16 protein-coding genes are annotated in these 20,108 nt (G+C 42.1%); 6 read left to right on the forward strand and 10 right to left on the reverse strand.

The annotated features are described in order from the left end of the window. Positions 1–9: 9 nt before the first annotated feature. Positions 10–1,485 carry a betaine-aldehyde dehydrogenase gene (betB, locus tag FTV25_RS01785; RefSeq protein ID WP_180002019.1) on the reverse strand — a complete coding sequence of 492 codons (1,476 nt, stop codon included), beginning with the start codon at positions 1,483–1,485 and terminating at the stop codon, positions 10–12. Between the two features lie 21 nt (positions 1,486–1,506). Continuing rightward, positions 1,507–2,085, reverse strand: coding sequence for a transcriptional regulator BetI (gene betI / locus FTV25_RS01790; RefSeq protein ID WP_005235723.1), 579 nt, complete (start codon positions 2,083–2,085; stop codon positions 1,507–1,509). 271 nt (positions 2,086–2,356) lie between these two features. Between betI and FTV25_RS01795 the strand changes: the two genes are divergently transcribed. Together FTV25_RS01795 and FTV25_RS01800 are read left to right on the forward strand one after the other, a co-directional pair. Further along, positions 2,357–4,393, forward strand: a complete 2,037-nt coding sequence (locus FTV25_RS01795; RefSeq protein WP_159122945.1) for a choline transporter — start codon at positions 2,357–2,359, stop codon at positions 4,391–4,393. A gap of 28 nt (positions 4,394–4,421) precedes the next feature. Then, positions 4,422–5,030, forward strand: coding sequence for a MarC family protein (locus FTV25_RS01800; protein ID WP_159122944.1), 609 nt, complete (start codon positions 4,422–4,424; stop codon positions 5,028–5,030). 65 nt (positions 5,031–5,095) lie between these two features. On the opposite strand, the gene FTV25_RS01805 is transcribed toward FTV25_RS01800, so the two are convergent. Continuing rightward, the gene (locus FTV25_RS01805) at positions 5,096–7,261 is read right to left on the reverse strand and encodes a TonB-dependent receptor domain-containing protein (RefSeq protein WP_180002020.1); all 2,166 of its coding nucleotides are present in this window, start codon (positions 7,259–7,261) and stop codon (positions 5,096–5,098) included. A gap of 484 nt (positions 7,262–7,745) precedes the next feature. Next, a complete protein-coding gene (locus FTV25_RS01810) occupies positions 7,746–7,898 on the reverse strand; it encodes a hypothetical protein (protein ID WP_180002021.1) in 153 nt (50 codons plus the stop codon). Positions 7,899–8,292: 394 nt separating this feature from the next. On the opposite strand from FTV25_RS01810, the gene FTV25_RS01815 reads away from it, so the two are divergent. Together FTV25_RS01815 and FTV25_RS01820 are read left to right on the forward strand one after the other, a co-directional pair. Then, complete coding sequence (locus FTV25_RS01815) at positions 8,293–8,871, forward strand: ANTAR domain-containing response regulator (protein WP_004785667.1); 579 nt, start codon at positions 8,293–8,295, stop codon at positions 8,869–8,871. 10 nt (positions 8,872–8,881) lie between these two features. Then, positions 8,882–9,886: an ABC transporter substrate-binding protein gene (locus FTV25_RS01820; RefSeq protein WP_180002022.1), complete on the forward strand. Its 1,005-nt coding sequence runs from the start codon at positions 8,882–8,884 to the stop codon at positions 9,884–9,886. Between the two features lie 71 nt (positions 9,887–9,957). Here the strand turns inward: FTV25_RS01820 and mtlD are convergent, their stop codons facing one another. Beyond that, positions 9,958–12,084 (reverse strand): bifunctional mannitol-1-phosphate dehydrogenase/phosphatase, encoded by a 2,127-nt coding sequence (gene mtlD / locus FTV25_RS01825; RefSeq protein ID WP_180002023.1) that lies wholly within the window; start codon positions 12,082–12,084, stop codon positions 9,958–9,960. Positions 12,085–12,489: 405 nt separating this feature from the next. Here mtlD and FTV25_RS01830 point away from each other — a divergent pair, with 405 nt between their 5' ends. Further along, a complete protein-coding gene (locus FTV25_RS01830; RefSeq protein WP_180002024.1) occupies positions 12,490–13,200 on the forward strand; it encodes an HAD family phosphatase in 711 nt (236 codons plus the stop codon). A gap of 69 nt (positions 13,201–13,269) precedes the next feature. On the opposite strand, the gene FTV25_RS01835 is transcribed toward FTV25_RS01830, so the two are convergent. The 5 genes from FTV25_RS01835 to FTV25_RS01855 all read right to left on the reverse strand — a co-directional run bounded on the left by FTV25_RS01835 (position 13,270) and on the right by FTV25_RS01855 (position 18,479). Continuing rightward, positions 13,270–13,620 (reverse strand): hypothetical protein, encoded by a 351-nt coding sequence (locus FTV25_RS01835; RefSeq protein ID WP_159122938.1) that lies wholly within the window; start codon positions 13,618–13,620, stop codon positions 13,270–13,272. A gap of 251 nt (positions 13,621–13,871) precedes the next feature. Further along, positions 13,872–15,038: an acyl-CoA desaturase gene (locus FTV25_RS01840; RefSeq protein WP_180002025.1), complete on the reverse strand. Its 1,167-nt coding sequence runs from the start codon at positions 15,036–15,038 to the stop codon at positions 13,872–13,874. A 40-nt stretch (positions 15,039–15,078) separates the two neighbouring features. Then, the gene (locus FTV25_RS01845) at positions 15,079–16,101 is read right to left on the reverse strand and encodes a flavin reductase family protein (protein ID WP_180002026.1); all 1,023 of its coding nucleotides are present in this window, start codon (positions 16,099–16,101) and stop codon (positions 15,079–15,081) included. A gap of 318 nt (positions 16,102–16,419) precedes the next feature. Further along, entirely contained in the window at positions 16,420–18,057 is a 1,638-nt protein-coding gene (locus FTV25_RS01850; protein ID WP_180002027.1) for a long-chain-fatty-acid--CoA ligase, read from the reverse strand. Between the two features lie 260 nt (positions 18,058–18,317). Then, positions 18,318–18,479 carry a hypothetical protein gene (locus FTV25_RS01855; protein ID WP_166138668.1) on the reverse strand — a complete coding sequence of 54 codons (162 nt, stop codon included), beginning with the start codon at positions 18,477–18,479 and terminating at the stop codon, positions 18,318–18,320. Positions 18,480–18,668: 189 nt separating this feature from the next. Between FTV25_RS01855 and FTV25_RS01860 the strand changes: the two genes are divergently transcribed. Further along, positions 18,669–20,090 (forward strand): PLP-dependent aminotransferase family protein, encoded by a 1,422-nt coding sequence (locus FTV25_RS01860; protein ID WP_180002028.1) that lies wholly within the window; start codon positions 18,669–18,671, stop codon positions 20,088–20,090. Positions 20,091–20,108: the final 18 nt, after the last annotated feature.

Raw genomic sequence — 20,108 nt, forward strand, 5'->3', positions numbered from 1 at the left:
AAATCCCCCTTATGCGCTAAATACAGACTGGAAAGGACTGAGTTCGACCTGAACCGATTTGGTCTGGGTGTAGTGCTGCAAAGTGACTAGACCATTTTCACGTCCGACACCGGAATGTTTATAACCACCGACCGGCATTTCTGCAGGTGATTCACCCCAGGTATTAATCCAGCAGATACCTGCTTCTACCTGATGAATAATTCGGTGTGCACGGGCCAAGTCTGGTGTGACGACACCTGCGGCCAGACCATAATCGGTGTCATTGGCACGACGAATGGCTTCTTGCTCGGTGTCATAACTCAGGATGCTCATGACTGGACCGAAGATTTCTTCACGCACAATAGTCATGTCATCACGGCAGTCGGTAAATACGGTCGGCAGGACATAAGCCCCTTGGGCAAACTGTTCATCCTCAGCACGGCCGCCACCACATAGTAGGCGTGCCCCTTCTATCTTGCCTTTTTCGATATAGCCCAGCACTTTTTCCATATGAGAGAAGCTGGAAACTGGACCGAAATTGGTCTCAGGATCAAGTGGATCCCCCATACGGATATAAGGAATACGCTGCAAAATCTTGTCTTCAAATTCTGCTTTCAAGGCCAAAGGGATAAATACCCGGGTTCCATTGGTGCAAACCTGACCGGAACTATAGTAGTTAGCCATCATGGCAATATCAGCCGCTAGATCCAGATCGGCATCTTCACAGATAATCAGCGGAGACTTACCGCCCAGCTCCATGGTGACTTCTTTCAAACTAGAATTGGCAGCTTGCGCCATAACTTTTTTGCCGGTAGAAACGCCACCAGTGAATGACACTTTGGCAATATCGGGATGCGAAGTCAGATAACCACCAATTTCACCACTACCAGTCACCACATTAAATACACCATGCGGTACACCGGCTTCAGTATAAATTTCTGCCAGTTTCAACGCAGTTAAAGGTGTGACTTCACTGGCTTTGAAAATCATGGCATTGCCTGCAGCGAGTGCCGGTGCAGATTTCCATAAAGCGATCTGAATCGGATAATTCCATGCGCCAATTCCAGCGACAACACCCAAAGGTTCACGGCGGGTATAGACAAAGGAACTGCTTCTCAGCGGGATTTGCTGGCCTTCAAGAACCAGTAGAATCCCCGCATAATATTCGAGTACATCTGCACCTGTTGTAATATCAACGGTAGAGGTTTCACTAAAGGCTTTACCGCTGTCCAAGCTTTCTAATTTTGCCAGCTCATCGTTGCGCTCGCGTAAAATGGCCACTGCCTTATTTAAGATGCGCGAACGTTGAATCGCGGTCATTTCTGCCCAGACTTTTTGCCCTTGTTGTGCAGATTCAACCGCACGATCGATATCATTTTTTGAACATACCTGCACTTCAGCCAGGACTTCGCCTGTTGCAGGGTTAATAGTTTGAAACGTGCTATTGGACGTTGCATCGACATATTGTCCATGGATATAAGGACGTTGCAGTTTGAATGTTGTCAATGGAATTCCCTCGCAGATTGGTTATTTGAGTTGTTGCCGGATATATTCACTACACAGTTCAATCGGCAGTTCTGGATCAATTTCGCCACTTACTAAAGCACCTCTTAGCCAGAATCCATCAATGAGTGCAGCCAGACCTTGTGCTGCCTTCTCAGCTTGATCCTTACTCAGCTTTTTCATGAATTCATATTTAAGATTGGAATGTAAGCGGTAATGGTTTATTTGCTGTAAACGATGTAAATCGGGCTGATGCAGACTGCTGGCCCAAAAAGCCAACCATACCTTCATGGCCGCTTTATCCGTTTGTGGAGCAGTAAAATTGCCACGCACAATCGCCAGTAAGCGTTGTTCAGGAGCGTCATTCACCTGTGACTTGATTTCAGCAACAGATTTACCTAATTGCTGCAATAAGTAACGCATTGTGGCTTCAATTAACCCATTTTTACCTTGAAAATAATGACTTATGATGCCGGTTGAGACACCTGCCCTCTGAGCAATCTGACTAATTGAAGCTTCTGCAAAACCTAGCTCATTCACTGCAGCTAAGGTGGCATCGATCAGTTGCTGACGACGGATCGGTTGCATACCAACTTTTGGCATAGGACTAACCTGAATAACGGATGTAACAATAAAAAATCACTCTGCTAAAGCAAATAGCTGAATAATGTAACAATTCATAAACGCTTTTTTAATTGAACGTTCAATTAATAAAAATTATAGTGCCAGCTCACCCTTGATGTACAGCGCAGTTTGTTTTGGATTTGCAAAAGTTTGTAATTCACGAAAAAAAGGAAGCTTTAGGGCCAGTTTTTGCTTTTAAATCACACTGCACTGTAGATCATCCGGCAACAAAAACGATGGTCAGAGATTTATGCAAAAGAAAAACGAAGAGGTGCAAGATAGTCTGAATAAGGTAGTCTTTTATTGTTCGGCGACGCTTATTCTGCTGTTTTCTATCATCACGATTTTATTTAATGAACAAGCCAATCTAGTCATTATTAATATTTTAAACTGGGTCAGTAGTACCTTTAGCTGGTATTACCTGCTGGCGGCAACGCTGTATCTGGTCTTTATTGTCTTTATCGCCTGCTCACGTTATGGCGAAATCAAGCTTGGACCGAAACATTCTAAACCCGAATTCAGCCTGCTGAGCTGGTCGGCCATGCTGTTCTCAGCCGGAATCGGGATTGACTTGATGTTCTTCTCGGTCGCTGAACCCCTGTCGCATTATATGAGTCCACCAGTCGGTGAAGCTGAAACCTTTGAAGCCGCACGTCAGTCCATGGTCTGGACCCTGTTTCACTATGGTCTGACCGGCTGGAGCATGTATGCGCTGATTGGGGTTGCATTGGGATATTTCAGTTATCGCTATAATTTACCGCTAACTATTCGCTCTGCGCTTTATCCTATTTTTGGAAAAAGAATTAATGGCCCGATTGGCCATACAGTAGATACCGCTGCAGTACTCGGTACGATTTTTGGTATTGCCACAACCTGCGGTATTGGTGTGGTTCAGCTGAACTACGGTCTGCATGTCCTGTTTGGCTTGCCGGAAAATATCTGGATTCAAACTGCATTAATTGGTGTTGCAGTTATTATTACCATTATTTCGGTCACTGCGGGTGTCAATAAAGGTATCCGGGTTCTTTCTGAAATTAATATCTATGTATCAATCGGGTTACTGCTCTTTATTCTCTTTATGGGAAATACCGAGTTTTTATTAGCGGCTCTAATTCAGAATTTTGGTGATTATCTCAGCCAGTTCCCGAAACTCTCTTTAAGCAGTTTCCCTTTTGAGCAGCCTAAAGAATGGATGAACAGCTGGACCCTGTTCTTCTGGGCATGGTGGATTGCCTGGTCGCCGTTTGTAGGTCTGTTCCTGGCACGTATTTCTCGTGGTCGTACCATTCGTGAATTTGTCACCGGGACTTTAGTTATTCCTCTGTTATTTACCCTCACGTGGTTGTCTATTTTCGGTAACAGTGCTTTATACAGCGTGATTTTTGATGGTAATACTCAGCTTGCGACAACTGTTTTAGAAAATCCGGCACATGGTTTTTATGACCTGCTGGCACAATATCCAGGTTTCACATTTCTCGCAGGTGTCGCCACCATTACAGGTTTGCTGTTCTATGTGACTTCAGCGGATTCAGGGGCATTGGTATTGGGGAACTTCACTACTAAATTCACTAATATTGAGCATGATTCACCGCGCTGGCTCAGTGTGTTCTGGGCGATTGCGATCGGTTTGCTGACTTTGGCAATGCTCATGGCGAATGGCGTGACTGCATTACAGAACACTACCATTATTATGGGGCTGCCTTTTAGTTTCGTGATTTTCTTTGTGATGGCCGGTTTGTATAAATCCTTGCGGCTTGAGGATTTCCGTCAGGCCAGTACCAGTCTGAATGCTGCACCAGTCGTCGGTAATGTTGACATCTTTAACTGGAAGAAACGTCTGAGCCGGGTGATGTTGCATCCAAGCCTTTCACAGACTCGCGCCATGCTGGATGACGTCTGCAAGCCGGCCATTGAGGCAGTTGCGACTGAGTTAACCGATAAGGGTATTCAAGTGAATATTCAGGAAAAACCGCTTGAGGAAGAACCTGAACTGTATCATCTGGATCTCACCATTCAGCTGGATGAAGAAGAAAACTTTGTCTATCAAATCTGGCCAGTACGTTATGCCACACCGAACTTTAGTTCACGGGGTAAACGGACTAAACGCTATTACTATCGTCTGGAAAGTTACCTGTTTGAAGGATCTCAGGGCAATGATCTGGTCGGTTACAGCAAGGAACAAGTTATTAACGACATTCTGGATAAATATGAACGTCATATGATGTATCTGCACATCAACCGGATCAGTCCGGGTAAACGTCCACTTTTCCCGGATCGTGAAATCTAGGATCACTCAACTACGGAAGGATTGAATGATGTCAGCAAGTTTAAATGCCTTTGCCCTGTTTTTTTCGTTACTCAATCCATTTTTGATGAGTATCTATATGCTCGGAATTATTCGTAATTCCGAAGCAAAGGTCTTCAATATGGCATTGATTCAGGGCAGCCTGATCAGCTTTATTGTTTTCATCATTTTTGCGAAAACTGGTGAAGCCTTCTTTAATGAAGTGCTACATGCTCGCTTTGAATCCTTCCAGATTTTTGGTGGTCTGATTTTTCTGGTGATTGGTTACCGCTATGTCTTTGAAGGTGCAGATACCATTGGGGTTATGCGTGGAGCACCAAATCATCTGGCGGGCACCATTGCCATGCCCTTTATGATTGGCCCTGGAACAATTTCGGCTTCGGTCATTACCGGTGTACAGCTCAGTTTAATGCAGACTATTTTAGTGATCTTTTTTACTTTATTTTTAACCTGCAGCTTACTGATCCTGATGAAATATCTGCATGATCATATGCAGCACAAATATTCCAATTATATTGACCTTTATGTCGATATCGTCGGTCGTGTCGCAGCACTGTTAATCGGAACCATTGCCATTGATATGATTGTGACAGGTGTCAGTGGAATTCTGGAAGGCTAGTTTTATACAAGCTGACAGGATCAAAAAGCGGGCAAAAATGCCCGCTTTTTTATGCAGTGATTATTTTAAAATTTAAACGACACACCTGCATAAGTCGAGAAGCCTTCACCTGGTGAAGATCGTGCTTCATCTTTCCCATTATCATTAAGACCTGGAATCACCACTGCTGCATATTTTTCATCCGTGATGTTCTTGAAGTTAACCCAGGCACTCCATGACTGATCTTCTGGCGCATATCCCAGATCTATACCCCAAATCTGATAATCATCACTGAAGCGGCTGTTGGCATAATCATGTGCCATCTTCGATGCATATTCAGTATTTAGCCCCATATAAAGACCATTATTCAAGGCATAACTGAGCTGCGCCTGATAAAGGTGTTTTGGAATTCCCGGCAACTGGTTTTTACCAAATAAAGGATCGTTTTTATATTGGAAATCACTCAAGGTATAAGCCTGTCGTAGGCGAAGCTCGCCCTGCTGCGATACATACAATGGTGTATCCAGACTGAGTTCTACACCTTGATGAAGGGTTGGAGTCGCATTGGATTCAACACTAATCCGTTCTTCTGGGAGAGCCGTGCTATTGTCATACTTCTTAATCATTTCAGAAGACAATAGCTCATTTTTAACTCTGGAATAATAATAACTCAGTGCCCAATCACCCCAAGCTGATTGGCCCCTGCCACCCAGTTCTAAAGTATTTGCAGTTTGCGTGTCCAGATAAATAGGTTCACGCACTCGTCCTGCAGCGACACCACTGCCAAAATAATATGGCGAAGACCAAGCCATCGCCCATGGATGTGCCGGTTCAATACTACGACTTAAATTGGCAAACCATTGCAGCGCCTCATTTGCTTGATAAGTCAGGCCAATACGCGGTGCAAAATTCCATTCATAACGGCTAACTTCAGGACTAGCCTCCGGATAAGTCACTTCACTTTCACGATGGGTATAAGCTGCGGCCAATCCTAGATCAAGCTTAAACTGATCATTCAACTGGGTTTCCTGATCAAATTGCAGCACATTGTCTGAACCACGATAGGTATAACGGCGTGTTACGGTATCTGCCGGATAAAGCGTGCCATCAATTGTAGTATCACGTCGAATTGTTTCGGTTACACCACTATTCGGACGGTGCGTGGTACTTCGAAAAGCAACTTTTCCTTGATGTTCAAGACCGAATAACTGATAAGGTTTCTCATACTGAACCCGCGCACTAATATCCTCATAATCGACATTGGTACGATAACTACTTTCACGTAGATCCAGTGGATAATGGTGATAAGCCAGACTACCGGTCAGTTTGGCATCATCCTGCAAGTTCCAAGTGGTAGTATTTGCCAGCCAGGTACTGCCCGGTTGAATCCGCTTGGCATCTACAGCCAGATTAAAATCATTGGCTGCTTCAGGATTATTCTTGAGCTGTTCCTGGGTAATGCGCCCTGGCGTTAAATGTTTGCTTTCACGGTAACGGGCATAAAAGCGGGTCTCAATATCTGGACTGATCTGATAACCCAGATTAAAAGCCAGACCTTTACCATCACCTTCGGCATGATCCTGAATCCCATCAAACTGTGAACCCGTTACTGTCAGATAATAATCTAACTTATCGAGTTGTCGGCCAGTACTAAACTGGTATTTCTGATAGCCATGGCTACCCGTTTCATATTTTAATTCAGAGCCATTCTGCTCTGCACCAGTCTTACTTTTATAATTAACTGTTCCACCTAAGGACAATCCGCCCTGTTTTAAACCATTGGCACCACGGTACACCTCAACATGATCAATCCACCATGGTTCAAGCAGTTCATAAGCTGTACCACCCGGTCCGGTAAAGGGAATATCATCGATCATGACATAAGTTCCGGATGCATGTGCACCAGAAGTACGGTTAATGCCAGAACCACGGATAGAAATTTTGGCTCCTTCATTGCCCGGCGATTGGGCATAAATGCCGGGCTGGAGACGAAAGACGTCAGCAATGGTTCCCAGACGCTGATGTTCGAGCTGCTGATCTGAAATAAAATTGGTTCCTCCCGAAACTTTAGCGAGTTCGGCCGCAGTCTGTTGCTGGGAATTTGTATTTTGCTCAGTGGTCACCACAATAGTGTCCAGTTGCTGAACACTATCCTGTGCTAGCGTAGTTTCAGCATAAAGATGGCCTGAAAATGCCGACAATATCATCAGGCTAAGCGGATTTTTTTTGAGAGGAATTTTTATCATATTCATGGCGAATTTATACAATCCTGTATAAGTGATCCTGATCTGCTTTAGGACTTGGCCTAAAATTTAAGCTGTAGCATAAATGAAGCATGTAAAATTAAGCAGATATTTTCTGCCAAAATATCTGACTGGTGCGGCAATATTTTTAATTTTTTCTATACAAAAAATCTGTCAGTACTTTACAAGATCACAGACAGATTCATACAAGTTCTGACATCTAATTTATTAAGTATTTGTAATTTATAGATATGTATTTTTTTCTTGTAACCATCTAATTCGAGTTGGCAAAAAGTGATTTAAATTAAAAATTTTGAAGATATAAACAATATTCTGATTCATCAAGATCAGTTTAATAGACAGGTTTCTAGACCAAAATCTTAGTCATAACTAGAAAATAGAATTCTTATTTTTTGAACTATGGCTTATAGATTTCAGCCCAAAAAAGAAACCCTCCTGCTGGAGAGTTTCTTCATGTATTCTGGCTATTATTTTATTTAGAGGCATTTTCGATTACTTGTGCTTGTAATGGTACAGCTTGCTGGGTTTCAGCTGATTTTTTCTTGGTTTTCATTTCTGCCACTTTGGCCAGAGTTTTCTCGGTAAAACGTAAACCACCATCTTCTGCCATCACATTACCCGCCATCAAAAGACTGCTTATTACTAGCAGTGATGGTATAAGTTTTAATTTCATGTCTATTCCACCTTTTTATTTTATAGTGGATTAAAAATAAGCAATTATTATTCCAATATTTTTATCTATATTTGATTTTTTTATTTTTCCCGATCATCTTGATGAAATTAAAATTGATCTAAGCGATAAATTTTATATTCTTTATTGTCTTAAAATTCCTTATTTTAGTGCGATTATTTTGGTTACGCCTCATTTTAGTCAGAGTAATTTAGTCTCATCAGACTCTATGCACTATTTTTATGACACTTTTAACCTGATCTCCTGATTTTTTGCACCAAATTGCATGGTATGTTTTTTGCATAAGTCCTCATAGAATATTCCCCGATGTACTAGTTAAAAATCTTGCATGTCTAAATTACGAATTGCCCTGATTGATGATGATCCAGAACGCGCTGAATTTATTCAGGCTTCTTTACTTGCGCATGATTTTCATGTGGTGGCCTGTGTCATTCTGAATGACCTCAACATTGTTGATATCAAAAGCCTGCATGCCGATGTCATTCTGTTAAATATGGATCATCCTCATCGCGATATTATCGAAAGCTGCGTGAGTCAGTATGAATTACCTACGGTTCTATTTACCCAAAATTCCAACAAGGACACCATCAGAAATGCCATTGATGCCGGAGTCACGGCATATATTGTGGACGGGATTGATCCAACCAAACTGGAAAATATTCTGGAAATATCGATTGAACAATTCCAGAAACATAAAAAACTGTTACATGACCTGAAGGAAACTCAGGAAAAATTAAGTGATCGCAGGGATATTGATAAAGCCAAAGTCCTGCTGATCCAGCTGCATGGACTGAGCGAAGAAGAAGCATTTGCCCTGTTGCGCAAAAATGCCATGAGTCACCGGATTACCATTGGCGATATGGCAAGGCGCTTACTTGATGCACAAAAACTGTTATCCGGCCAATAAGGAGCATTCAATGACAACATTAGAAAAAACAGAACTCAATATTGGCTATATTCCACTGCTTGATTGTGTTGCCATTCTTTGGGCGGAGCGACAAGGTTATTTTACTGAACAGGGTTTAAAGGTAAACCTGATCCGTGAAGCCTCCTGGTCCAGCTTACGCGACCGTCTGGCCTATGGCTTTCTGGATGCTGCCCATTGCCTGTCTGCCATGCTTCCCGCGGCTGCTTTGGGCGCAGACCAGTTACAAGTCGCTTTGCAGACCCCATTAGTCCTCAGTATCAATCAGGCATTTATCAGCTTAAGACAGGATTTGTGTTATGAACTGAGCATTCAGCCTGAAGATAATGAACAGATCACGTCACAAAAGCTGGTCAGTGCCTTAAAGCAGCAACATAAAGTAGGTCTGGCTCATGTTTATAAATACTCCATTCATCATTACTGTTTAAGAGAATGGCTGGCTTTAACTGATGCGCAATATGCTAAAAATATATTGCTCAAGACCTCACCTCCCCCTTTGATGGTCAAAGGGATTGCAGCACAGATTTTTGATGGTTTTTGTGTGGGTGAACCTTGGAATATTCAGGCCAAGCTTGAAGGTTATAGCCTGATTGTCGCAGCAAGCCAAAATGTGATTCCTAAAGTGGCAGATAAAGTACTAGCAATAACTCAGGAATGGGGCGAGTTGCATCCACTGACTGTAGAGGCCTTAGTCGCAGCTGTAAATAAAGCCCAGATGGATTTAAAGCATGCTACGGATCTTTCTGAAGTCTGGGACATGCTGATGGATTATCAGATTATCCAGTTTGAATGTTCAGCTTCTCGACACGTTTATGACTTCCATAAGATTCAGAATATTATTCGTAACCTTGCAGGTGAAAGTGTTGAGCCTCAATTCACCGATTTTATCTGGCTATTAGAGCAGATGGAAAAATGGGAAAATATTGATCTGTCCGCAGATGATCAGCAACAGATTGCCCAATCCTGTATTTATCAGCAAGAATCCACGACTGTATAAATTATAAATTTATAAACTTCCATAAAAAAAGACCCAGAATCGTTCTGGGTCTTTTTATTTACTGCTGATATTTAGCTGAGCGCTTGCTGCAAATCCAGTTGCATGAATTTTTGTAAGGACAATTTTCCAGCGATAATCTGATTGATGAATTGTGACATTTCATCATACAAGGTCTCATATAGCTGCGGCTCTAATGCCATATGTCTTAACTGGATTTGTAAATGCATCAACAGTTCCTGCTGCTCGCATTCACCCTGTTCCAGAGCATAGATATAACCTAACACTGCGCCTTTTAAAACCACATCAAACGGTAAACTATATTTAAGCAAGGTCGATAATGAACCCATAACCCGTTCATTGTGTTTCAGCTTTCTTAAGGGTTCACGCCCTACACGTGCACATGGGTCCTGATAAGCATAGGCACAGGATTCAGTAAAACTTTGTGCCAGACGTTCCAGATCTGAAGCATGCTTAGGAATCTGGTAACAGAGACCATGCTTCACCTGCGCTAAGGCCTGCTGCATGAATTTTCTGACCGCATGATCTGACATGGCCACGCCAATGGTCTGATGACCGCGCAGGCTGGCATACCAGGCCATCATCGCATGCACACCATTCCATAAGCGGTTTTTAATCAGCTGGATATTGGCAATATCATCTACCAGAATCATTTGGCGCATTTTAGCCAATAATGGACTGTTATTTTCCACATAGATTGGCATATCCGTTTCGGCATTAAACAGAATCAGATCCATTGACTGCAGAATATGACTCGGCTGGAAATTACGGCGCAGGTCTTCAATATACAACCCGGCCTGATGTTCCTGCTCTGCATTCAGGGCTGTAGAATCATCCAGATCCACTACGGACAGATCTTCATCCAGCTGATACTGCTTGAACATGTTGTATTTGATGCGCAGCTGACGGTACAGTTTCTGGTCGGACAGTTTGGATACCATACGGTTCACCACTGTGTCACAGAAATAATGCTGATCCATAATGTGCTGCGCTGTCTGTTCATCCGTAATCTGTTTCAGACGGCTCAGAATCTGCTGCATCACCAGCTGTTTGGCCCCGATTTTATTCAGGATAATTAACAGCGTCAGCGGCTGTTCCTGTTGCCCATAAGCCAAGTATCGCGCATATAAACCCTGTGCAATTACCTCTGCTTCAGAAACCAGAGCTTCCTCAGGGACACAGACTGCCACCAGACAGGATTCAATATACATGTTCTGCATTTGCTCCAGATCATGCGCATCAATCACACTCATATTTTCAATACGCTGGTCAAAAGAGTTCTGACCGTAACGAATGCAATAGGTGCCAAACGCATTTACGGCAGATTGATAGAGTGGATTACGCGTTGAGGCAATAATTTTACGTGGACGCGTATAACCATCCCAGTGTGATAACACCTGAGCCAAATAACCACCGCCAATTGCACCGAAGCCGTGAATCCCAACTGTTAACTGATTCAGCGTTTGCGGAAATGCCGTCTCAAGTTCTGGCATTTCCAGAACCGGAACAAACTGGTTCAGATCTGTCAGAAAATCCTCCATCGTTTCATAATAATACTGGGCTTGTGCCAGCATCGATTCATTCGGCGTTTTAATATCTTTAAAAAGTACCGTCATACCACCTGCATCATAGGCAGATCGCAGACCATTTTCAGAATCTTCAAACATCAGGCATTGAGTCGGACTTAAATTGATTTTTTCGGCTGCGCTGATAAAAATTTCTGGATGAGGTTTCCCCTGTTTAATCTCATCGCCACACACTAGCACATCAAAAAATTTATAGACATTGGCATTGATCAGATATTCTTCTGCGATCGCGCGTCGACTCGAAGTCGCCACAGCCATTTTTAGGCCTGCCTTGCGTAGGCGTTCCAGTACCTGTAATAAACCTTTTTTAATTGGAACACCATAATTGCGTACATGTTCTAGTTCCAGTACATCAGCACGCTGGCGGATCTCGGCATAAGGAACATCTTGTCCATAACGCTCTTTGGCCAGCTGCTCGGCACTACGGGCACTTAAGCCCAAGCACTGCATTAAATAGTTTTCAGAAAATTCGACGCCGATCAGCTCACGCGAAGCTTGTTGCAAGGTTTGAAAGCGCAAACGTTCAGTATCAAACATGGTTCCATCCATATCGAAAATTGCGCCGTGTACGATTTGATTTTTAAATTCTAGCATTGCTCCCCTTTTATAATTCAATGAGTTAAGAAGTGGACAATACCTTAAGGAAAATAAGAGATTAAATAAACCGTTGTAAAGATATGAAATAGTTCTGACTATAAATTGATCAATAAAGACTAAATTAAATAGTTTTAGGTTTTCTTATATAACCGTTAGGTAACAAAAAGTAACTAGCGAGTTGTTTCTTATAAAGAATAAATATTCAAATTAGGATGTGTAGATAAATGCAAATGCTGTGCCAATTTAGTATTACGATTTTTATTATTAGTAATACTTAAAATGCTCAAAATAAGTTCATTTTAGTAATTCACTGATAAATACAGTCTGGATGTGCACCCAAACTGGACTTTTTATCTCTTTCTAAAAACGGGATAATGGCGGCGAAAGAAAAATGGGGGTGACATGTTTAAAGATAAAAAGCTGGTGTGTTTTGACCTAGATGGAACCTTAATTGATTCAGTGGGGATCTGGAACCAGGTCGATGCTGCCCTGATTCTGGAATTATCGGGGATCGAAGTCGGTCTGGATCAGATTCAGCAACAGCGTGACCTGCAACTGAAAGCCTTTAGACATATGCCCGATCCTTATCTGGAATATTGTGGCTATTTAAAAGAGCTATATGGTTTTGAACCCAGCAAGGAAGAGGTTAAAAACCGTCGTTATCATATTTCACGGCATTTTCTGGATCATGTGATTGAACTCAAACCGCAAGCTGAGCTACTGATTCAAGCCCTAAAACAGCAAGGGATACAATTGGCACTCACGACTACCACCAGCTTGTTCAATGTGCAGCGTTATCAGGACAATAACCAGAAGATTAATCAGAAAATCAGTTTTGATGATGATTTTGCGATTATTTTGACTCGTGAAAATGTCGAGAATATCAAACCGCATCCAGAAGTGTATTTAAATGCGCTCCAGCATTTTGAAATTGAGGCTAAAGATTGCCTGATTGTTGAAGACTCTTTAATTGGGGTGGAAGCTGCCAACAATGCGGGAATTGATGTCGTTGCAATTTACGACCAGTATTCTGCGCATGAAATAGATCTGATCAAAGCCAAGGCAGATTATTTTGTAGAAGATTTTGCTGGTCTCATAAAATTGGTGAACTAAAAAAATGCCATGAATCCTCCCTGATCATGGCATTTTTCGTGTTATCTCTGAATTGATTAGATTAGAGCATTATTTGGCTTTTTTATAGACGGAGCCTGAACCGACCAGATTGCCAGTTTTTTCGTCAATTGCGAAATCAACGACACCTGTACCTGAATTAATCTGAAGCAGACCATTATCAGCGACTGAAGCTGGCATCGGATTTTTCTTGTCAGTTTTGCCGCTTTCTTTGTCTTTAATAGTATTGGTAATGAAATAGTTTTCACCATTTTTGGAAATCACCAGGATATTTTCCAATTTTGGATTTTCCAGTGTATTTTTCCAGTTCCCCTGATAATCTGGTGCTGGAGTTTCCGGGGTATTACACGCGGTTAACAGCAATAAAAGTGAGATGCCTGAAAAATATTTAAGATATTTCAAAACTGAGACCTTGAATGATAGAACGCGGCCATTATAAAAAGAACCTCCTTGAGGTAAACGCTTAGCTTGTAGGCGAAGCGTTTCAGCGGTAGTAAATCTGTCCCGCCTTCGTCATTTTTTGAAAATCATCTTCATATTTCATTCATAAATTCGTGTGAACTGACCACTTTTTAACAGATAAAAAAATCCTCAATAGACCATCCAAATCTATTGAGGAGTACCAAACTGGATAATAGAGAAACCTTAAAAAATTAATTTACAAGTTTGGATTTAAAGTAACGAAACACCGATTTAACTGCGTGAGTTTTTTCTGCAATTTGCTGATTCCATTCATTTGGCAGTGAGCATTTCGCCAGTCTGACCCATACAGTCGAGAACTGTTTCATAAAGCTGGCTTCGTTATAGTGAATCCCGTACTCAGCACATAAGGCTTTGATTTTTGGTGCTACTTCGGCATAACGGTTTGCTGGCATATCTGGGAACAGATGATGCTCAATCTGATGGCTTAAATTACCACTCAGAATATGCAACCAGTTCGCGCCACTGAAGTTGCTCGAACCACGGATCTGACGCAGATACCATTCCGCACGGGTTTCATTGTCGGTATTGTCCATTTCAAAGGTTTCTGCATCTTCAGTGAAATGTCCATTAAAGATCACCGCAGACGCCCATAGGCTACGAATCACATTGGCAACCGCATTCCCGGTAAATACTGGAATCGCATTTGGACCGGCAATCAGTGGGAAAAATACATAATCTTTTAGGACCTGACGGCGCATTTTTTTGTGTAAAGGAGCTGCTTCTTCCCAGACCTGTTTCCAGGTTTTAGTTTTATAGGCAATGACATCTTCCAGATGCAAACGCTGTACACCCACATACCATTCAAAGAACACCATCAACTGAATGGTTAAAGGAATATTCCAGATAAAACGTAGTTCCCACGGCTGAGATTCACTGACACGGATCAGACCATAACCGACATCGTGATCCATACCGACAATATTGGTATACGTGTGGTGAATATAATTATGCGTGTATTTCCAGTCATCCCCAGTGGAAATAGTATCCCAATCATAAGTCGAACCATTCAGACTCGGATCATTCATCCAGTCGAACTGGCCGTGCATCACGTTATGGCCAAGTTCCATATTTTCCACGATTTTCGAGATACCCAATAAGCCTGTTCCCGCTAACCAGACCGGCGGCAACCAGCCTGCAAACATCAGCATGCCACGGGAAGCAATCTCGCTATAACGTACAAAATTACGGATTTTATAAATATATTCTGCATCTTTTTCGCCCAAATCTTCCATTACTTCACGGCGGATAGCATCAACCTTGGCACCGAACTCTTCAACCTGTTCCGGGCTTAGAAATTGAGATTTACTGTGTTTTTTAAAATCAATTTGCATATTCATGGGAGCACCTTCTTATTCGTTTAGTAATGGTTGAAATAGCTTATAAATTAATCACCACAGGACTGACGGCCTGTGAAATACAAAGTTTGATTGGAGTATTGCTGCCGTGGTCGATCTCACCCGTCAGCATGTTTTTCACCGAACCGCTGACTTTAGTACATGAGCAAGTATTACAAATGCCCATACGGCAACCATGCGCTGGACGAAGACCCGCCTGCTCTGCACTTTCCAGCAGATTAGATTCTGCCTGGAATTCCTGCTGCGATCTTAAAAACTGTACAGGCTGTGCTTTCACTTTTTCATCCATCGCAATCTGGAAATATTCAGAATGGAAGCTGGATTTCACCGCCAGTTTATCGGCAATTTTGAGTGCAGTTTTCATCATTCCCGCTGAACCACAGGCATAGATTTCACGCTGTTCAAAGTCTGGTACCAGCTTGTTTAGCAATTGCTGGCTCAGATGTTGCTTATGCTCGACTGTATTAAAATGATGATATTTCAGATGAGGATGCATCAACGCCAAGGTTTTGATCTCGGCATGAAATGCATCATCACGGGTGAAATAGATTAGATCAATCGGATGCTGAAACTGCACGACTGCTTTTTGCAATAAGGAATAAATTGCAGTAATGCCACTGCCTGATGCCAGAAACAGAATCGGTTTAGGAGAGTTTAATAAGGTAAATTCGCCCTGTGGCTGAGACAGCTCGACCACTGCACCTAGTTGCAATAAAGTTAGGGCACGCGACACTTTACCTTGCTGCTTGACTGCAATAATCACATCACCATTTTTTAAAATGGTCACGATAGAATAATGACGTTGATGACGTACTCCATCCAGACGCAGAGTCACCGCGATATTTTGACCGGCCTGAAATGATCCGCGGTTAAAGTTATAATTTGGACGTAACTGGATTTTGAAAAAGTCTGGGCTAACCGCCTGAATATTCACGACCGATGCTTTGACTTTTTTGAGTGCCCAGGTTGGATGGATTTTTTCACCAACAAAATCAATGAAATCTTCACGAATCCAATGCGGCTTGTAGGTTGTCATACTTGTCATTTTTATCCCCTCTATTCCGCAGACAGCATTAATGTACAACTGTCTATTTATTATGTAGTCCAGAATAAAGAATTTTGAAGCTCACACCATGTCAATGTAGGTCAAATTATGTGCTTAGAAACCATAGTTGGACTTTTTGTAAGACAATCCTAGCCAGAAAGTGCTGTTAAAACTGTATGAACTGAATAAATTGCTTTTTTGGTCTGTATATTTTTAGCAAAAACATATAAAAAAACTGACCTCTATATAAGAGATCAGTTTCTGTTTTAAATATTCGGTGAGTTAAAAAGGCAAAATTTTACCTTTTAAAGAAATAGCTTAACCTACGGCCTGTTCCAGCAAGATAGAGCCATAAAGTTCACGCAGGTCTTTTTTCAGCATCTTGCCGGTTCCACTTAACGGAATAGAATCTACAAAGATCACGCGATCCGGAATTTGCCATTTAGCGACCTTGTCCGCATAGTAATCCAGCATTTCAGCTTCACTCACATGACTCTCTGGCTTTTTAATCGCAATCAGAACGGGACGCTCATCCCATTTAGGATGCTGTGCCGCAATCACGGCAGCCATGGCAATTTCAGGATGTCCCATCGCCATATTTTCAAGATCGACTGAAGAGATCCATTCACCGCCTGACTTGATCAGATCTTTGGAACGGTCACACAGCTTCATAAATCCATCTTCATTTAAGGTAGCAATATCTCCGGTATCAAACCAGCCATCTGCTGTGAGCGCAGATTCTTCTTTACCAAAATAATGATCAATGATCCAGTGCCCTTTAATTTGCAGATTACCTATGGTTTCACCGTCGCGGGCAATTTCCTGAGTTCCTTTTTCTTCATCGGTTAAGCGTAAATCAACGCCAAACGGTGGACGACCTTGAGACAAGCGAATCTGCATTTTTTCTTCATCCGCTAGATCAAGATGTTTGGTTTTTAGCTGATTGGCACTACCAAGTGGACTGGTTTCAGTCATCCCCCAAGCATGAATGGTTTCACAGTTAAACTGCTCTTTAAAGGTTTTCAGCATAGCCGGTGGACAGGCAGAACCACCGACCACATTCCGTTTCAGGCTTTCCAGTTTTGAACCACTTTGCTGGGCAGCCGCAATCAGCCCTTGCCAGATCGTTGGAACACCTAAAGCCACAGATACTTTATACGTATCAATCAGATTGACCAGACTGGCTCCATCCAGGCCCGGCCCCGGCAACACCAAAGTACAACCGACCATGGCAGCGGCATATGGGGTTCCCCAGGCATTGACATGGAACATTGGCACCACCGGCAGCATGATGTCACGCGCTGCTACATTCAGGGAATCCGGCATGATGATGGCATAACTATGCAACACTGTTGAGCGATGGCTATATAAAACCCCTTTCGGATTTCCAGTCGTACCGGAGGTATAACACAGTGAACTCGCTGTATTTTCATCCAGTTCAGGCCAGTCAAATTCTGCAGATTGCTGGGCAAGCAAATCATCATAAAACTGAACTTCCGGAATGGCTTCACAAATCGACGAATCTTCAGCATCCAGACAAATATACTGTTCTACAGTTTTTAATAACGGTTTGACGGCTTTAATTAAAGGTGCAAAGGTTTTATCAAACAGCAGTACCCGATCGGCAGCGTCATTGATAATAAATACCAGCTGTTCCGGAAATAAACGCGGGTTGATGGTGTGGCAAACCAGTCCACTTCCCGAAATGGCATACCATGATTCTAGATGTCGATGATTATTCCAGGCAATTGTCGCAACCCGATCGCCGAGTGTCAGACCGAATTGCTGTAATACATTGGCAAAACGTTTCGAGTTTTCCCGGATTTCTCCCCAATTGGTCTTTTTAATGCTGGTATCGGTATTTTTAGAAATGATCTCGGTATCGGCATGATAACGACCGGCATGTTCAATCATGCTGCTGATCAGTAAGGGCTGGAACATCATATTTCCGAGCATGCTTCACTCCTTTATCCTTGTTGTTTGTCCATCTGCTATATCGTTGTTATTTCTGTATGATGCGCTGGCGAAAAGCCTGTATTCATTTTTATCATCAAACAGTCTGAATCTAGCAAGGAAATCTGACTTTGTGAGTGTCAAATTGTGACAAAGTCATAGAGTGGATGCAGAAAAAGTAGAAAATAAAACTGGTAATGTGTGGCATAAAAAAAGCCCCAATTTAGATTGGGGCGATGATAGTGTTCAGGGAGAAGAGAATTTTAAAAGCCGCTCATCATAATTTTGTCTGCATTTACTACAAAGATAACGCCGAGGCAGAATAAACCAGTATAAAGTGCAAACCAGAGAATCATCTTCTTGAATGCTGCATCAGAAATACTGCTATCCGCATATTTTGGTGCTTTGTTGTCTTCTGAATTCATATGATCACCCATAGGTTGGTCTGGCGTTATGAGTTTTATTATCAGCAGACCTAAATCAACTGTATAGATACAATATTCATTTAAAAAAATATAACAGTTAGCCACTTATTTTTTTGATTTGTTATATTTTAATAACTTATTCATAATATAATTCTGATTATATTAGTACAGTTTAGATTTTATTTTCTTATGTTCAAATCTGAAAAGCTAGCCCAAAATATTCGCCAGATGATTGAAAATGGCGCATGGAAGGAGCATGACAAATTACCTTCATTACGGGAACAAACTGAACTGTCCGGCTATAGCCTGATGACGGTGCTTAATGCCTATCAGGTGCTTGAATCGCAAGGATTGGTCTATGCCAAAGATAAATCTGGCTACTATATTGCGGAGCGACCTCAAACCTATAACAGCAAAGAACCCGCGGTACAGATTGGCTTAAACTCCAAAGTTAAAATTAACTCTGTGGTATTTAATTATTTAAAGTCACTGCAAACTCCAAATATTGCACCTTTTGGTTCAGCTTTTCCAAATGCTGAACTGTTATATAACAGCCGGTTTATGCAGATTTTGGCGCAGCATAGCAAAAGAAAAAGCAGTTATAGCCATCAAAATCATATGCCACCGGGTAATCAGGAATTACGCCAACTGATTGCTAACCGCTATCAGTTACAAGGCATAAACTGCACTTCGGATGACATTGTCATTACTTCTGGTGCATTGGAAGCCCTTAATCTGTCTTTACAGGCTTTGACTCAACCTGGTGATTTTATCCTGCTCCAGCAAACCATTTTTTATGGTGCCTGGCAGGCGGCTGAACGTTTAGGTTTGCAGGTGATCACAATCCCTGAACATCCACAGTTTGGTTTTGACCTGGAATCATTTGAACAAGCACTTAAACAGTACCCGATAAAAGTCTGTTGGCTGATGCTGAATGCACATAATCCGATTGGCTTTACGGTAAATTCAGAGATCAAGCAAAGAATTGCGGAACTGTTGAATGAATATCAGGTATATCTGATTGAAGATGATGTCTATCAGGAACTCAATTACGGCGCTCATAAACCGGTTTCCGTGAAATATTTTGATCAGCATCAACGGGTATTGCACTGCTCTTCATTTTCTAAAACCTTGGGCATGGGTGCGCGAGTCGGCTGGGTCTTTGCTGGCCCATTTTCCGATGCGATCCAGCATTTACAGCTCATGAGTACTTTGACTGTTAGTCCACTATTACAAAATGCACTGGTCGATTTTCTGTCCCATCATCATTATGAAAAGCATTTGCGCCATTTAAGACAGCAGCTGGAAAAGTATAAGCAAAAGTTTTATCAGGAACTCAAAATGCGTTTAGATTCAGTCTGTGAAATTTATTATTATTCTAGTGGCTATTTTCTCTGGATCAAATTGCCGGAACAGCTGGATGGCCAGGTTTTATATGAACAGCTGATTCAGCACAATATTGCTATTGCACCCGCTTTGCTGTTTAAACCGGAACATACCAGCCAGAATTATATTCGCCTGAACTGTTCATTTGACTGGACTTCTGAGATAGAAAATGCTGTCAATGTGCTGGCAGAGGTGATCCTGAATCATGCAAAAAGCGTGGATTAATTCATCCACGCTTTAAGT

The sequence above is a fragment of the Acinetobacter sp. YH12249 genome (assembly GCF_013417475.1).
GTDB lineage: Bacteria > Pseudomonadota > Gammaproteobacteria > Pseudomonadales > Moraxellaceae > Acinetobacter.

Excerpts from the sequence above, each read along its gene's own strand:
- FTV25_RS01850 (WP_180002027.1), bottom strand. The coding sequence starts at position 18,057 with ATGCTCGGAAATATGATGTTCCAGCCCTTACTGATCAGCAGCATGATT.
- betI (WP_005235723.1), bottom strand. The coding sequence starts at position 2,085 with ATGCCAAAAGTTGGTATGCAACCGATCCGTCGTCAGCAACTGATCGAT.
- FTV25_RS01815 (WP_004785667.1), top strand. The coding sequence starts at position 8,293 with ATGTCTAAATTACGAATTGCCCTGATTGATGATGATCCAGAACGCGCT.
- FTV25_RS01860 (WP_180002028.1), top strand. The coding sequence starts at position 18,669 with ATGTTCAAATCTGAAAAGCTAGCCCAAAATATTCGCCAGATGATTGAA.
- FTV25_RS01805 (WP_180002020.1), bottom strand. The coding sequence starts at position 7,261 with ATGAATATGATAAAAATTCCTCTCAAAAAAAATCCGCTTAGCCTGATG.
- FTV25_RS01795 (WP_159122945.1), top strand. The coding sequence starts at position 2,357 with ATGCAAAAGAAAAACGAAGAGGTGCAAGATAGTCTGAATAAGGTAGTC.
- FTV25_RS01820 (WP_180002022.1), top strand. The coding sequence starts at position 8,882 with ATGACAACATTAGAAAAAACAGAACTCAATATTGGCTATATTCCACTG.
- mtlD (WP_180002023.1), bottom strand. The coding sequence starts at position 12,084 with ATGCTAGAATTTAAAAATCAAATCGTACACGGCGCAATTTTCGATATG.
- FTV25_RS01840 (WP_180002025.1), bottom strand. The coding sequence starts at position 15,038 with ATGAATATGCAAATTGATTTTAAAAAACACAGTAAATCTCAATTTCTA.
- FTV25_RS01830 (WP_180002024.1), top strand. The coding sequence starts at position 12,490 with ATGTTTAAAGATAAAAAGCTGGTGTGTTTTGACCTAGATGGAACCTTA.
- FTV25_RS01810 (WP_180002021.1), bottom strand. The coding sequence starts at position 7,898 with ATGGCGGGTAATGTGATGGCAGAAGATGGTGGTTTACGTTTTACCGAG.
- FTV25_RS01845 (WP_180002026.1), bottom strand. The coding sequence starts at position 16,101 with ATGACAAGTATGACAACCTACAAGCCGCATTGGATTCGTGAAGATTTC.
- FTV25_RS01855 (WP_166138668.1), bottom strand. The coding sequence starts at position 18,479 with ATGAATTCAGAAGACAACAAAGCACCAAAATATGCGGATAGCAGTATT.
- FTV25_RS01800 (WP_159122944.1), top strand. The coding sequence starts at position 4,422 with ATGTCAGCAAGTTTAAATGCCTTTGCCCTGTTTTTTTCGTTACTCAAT.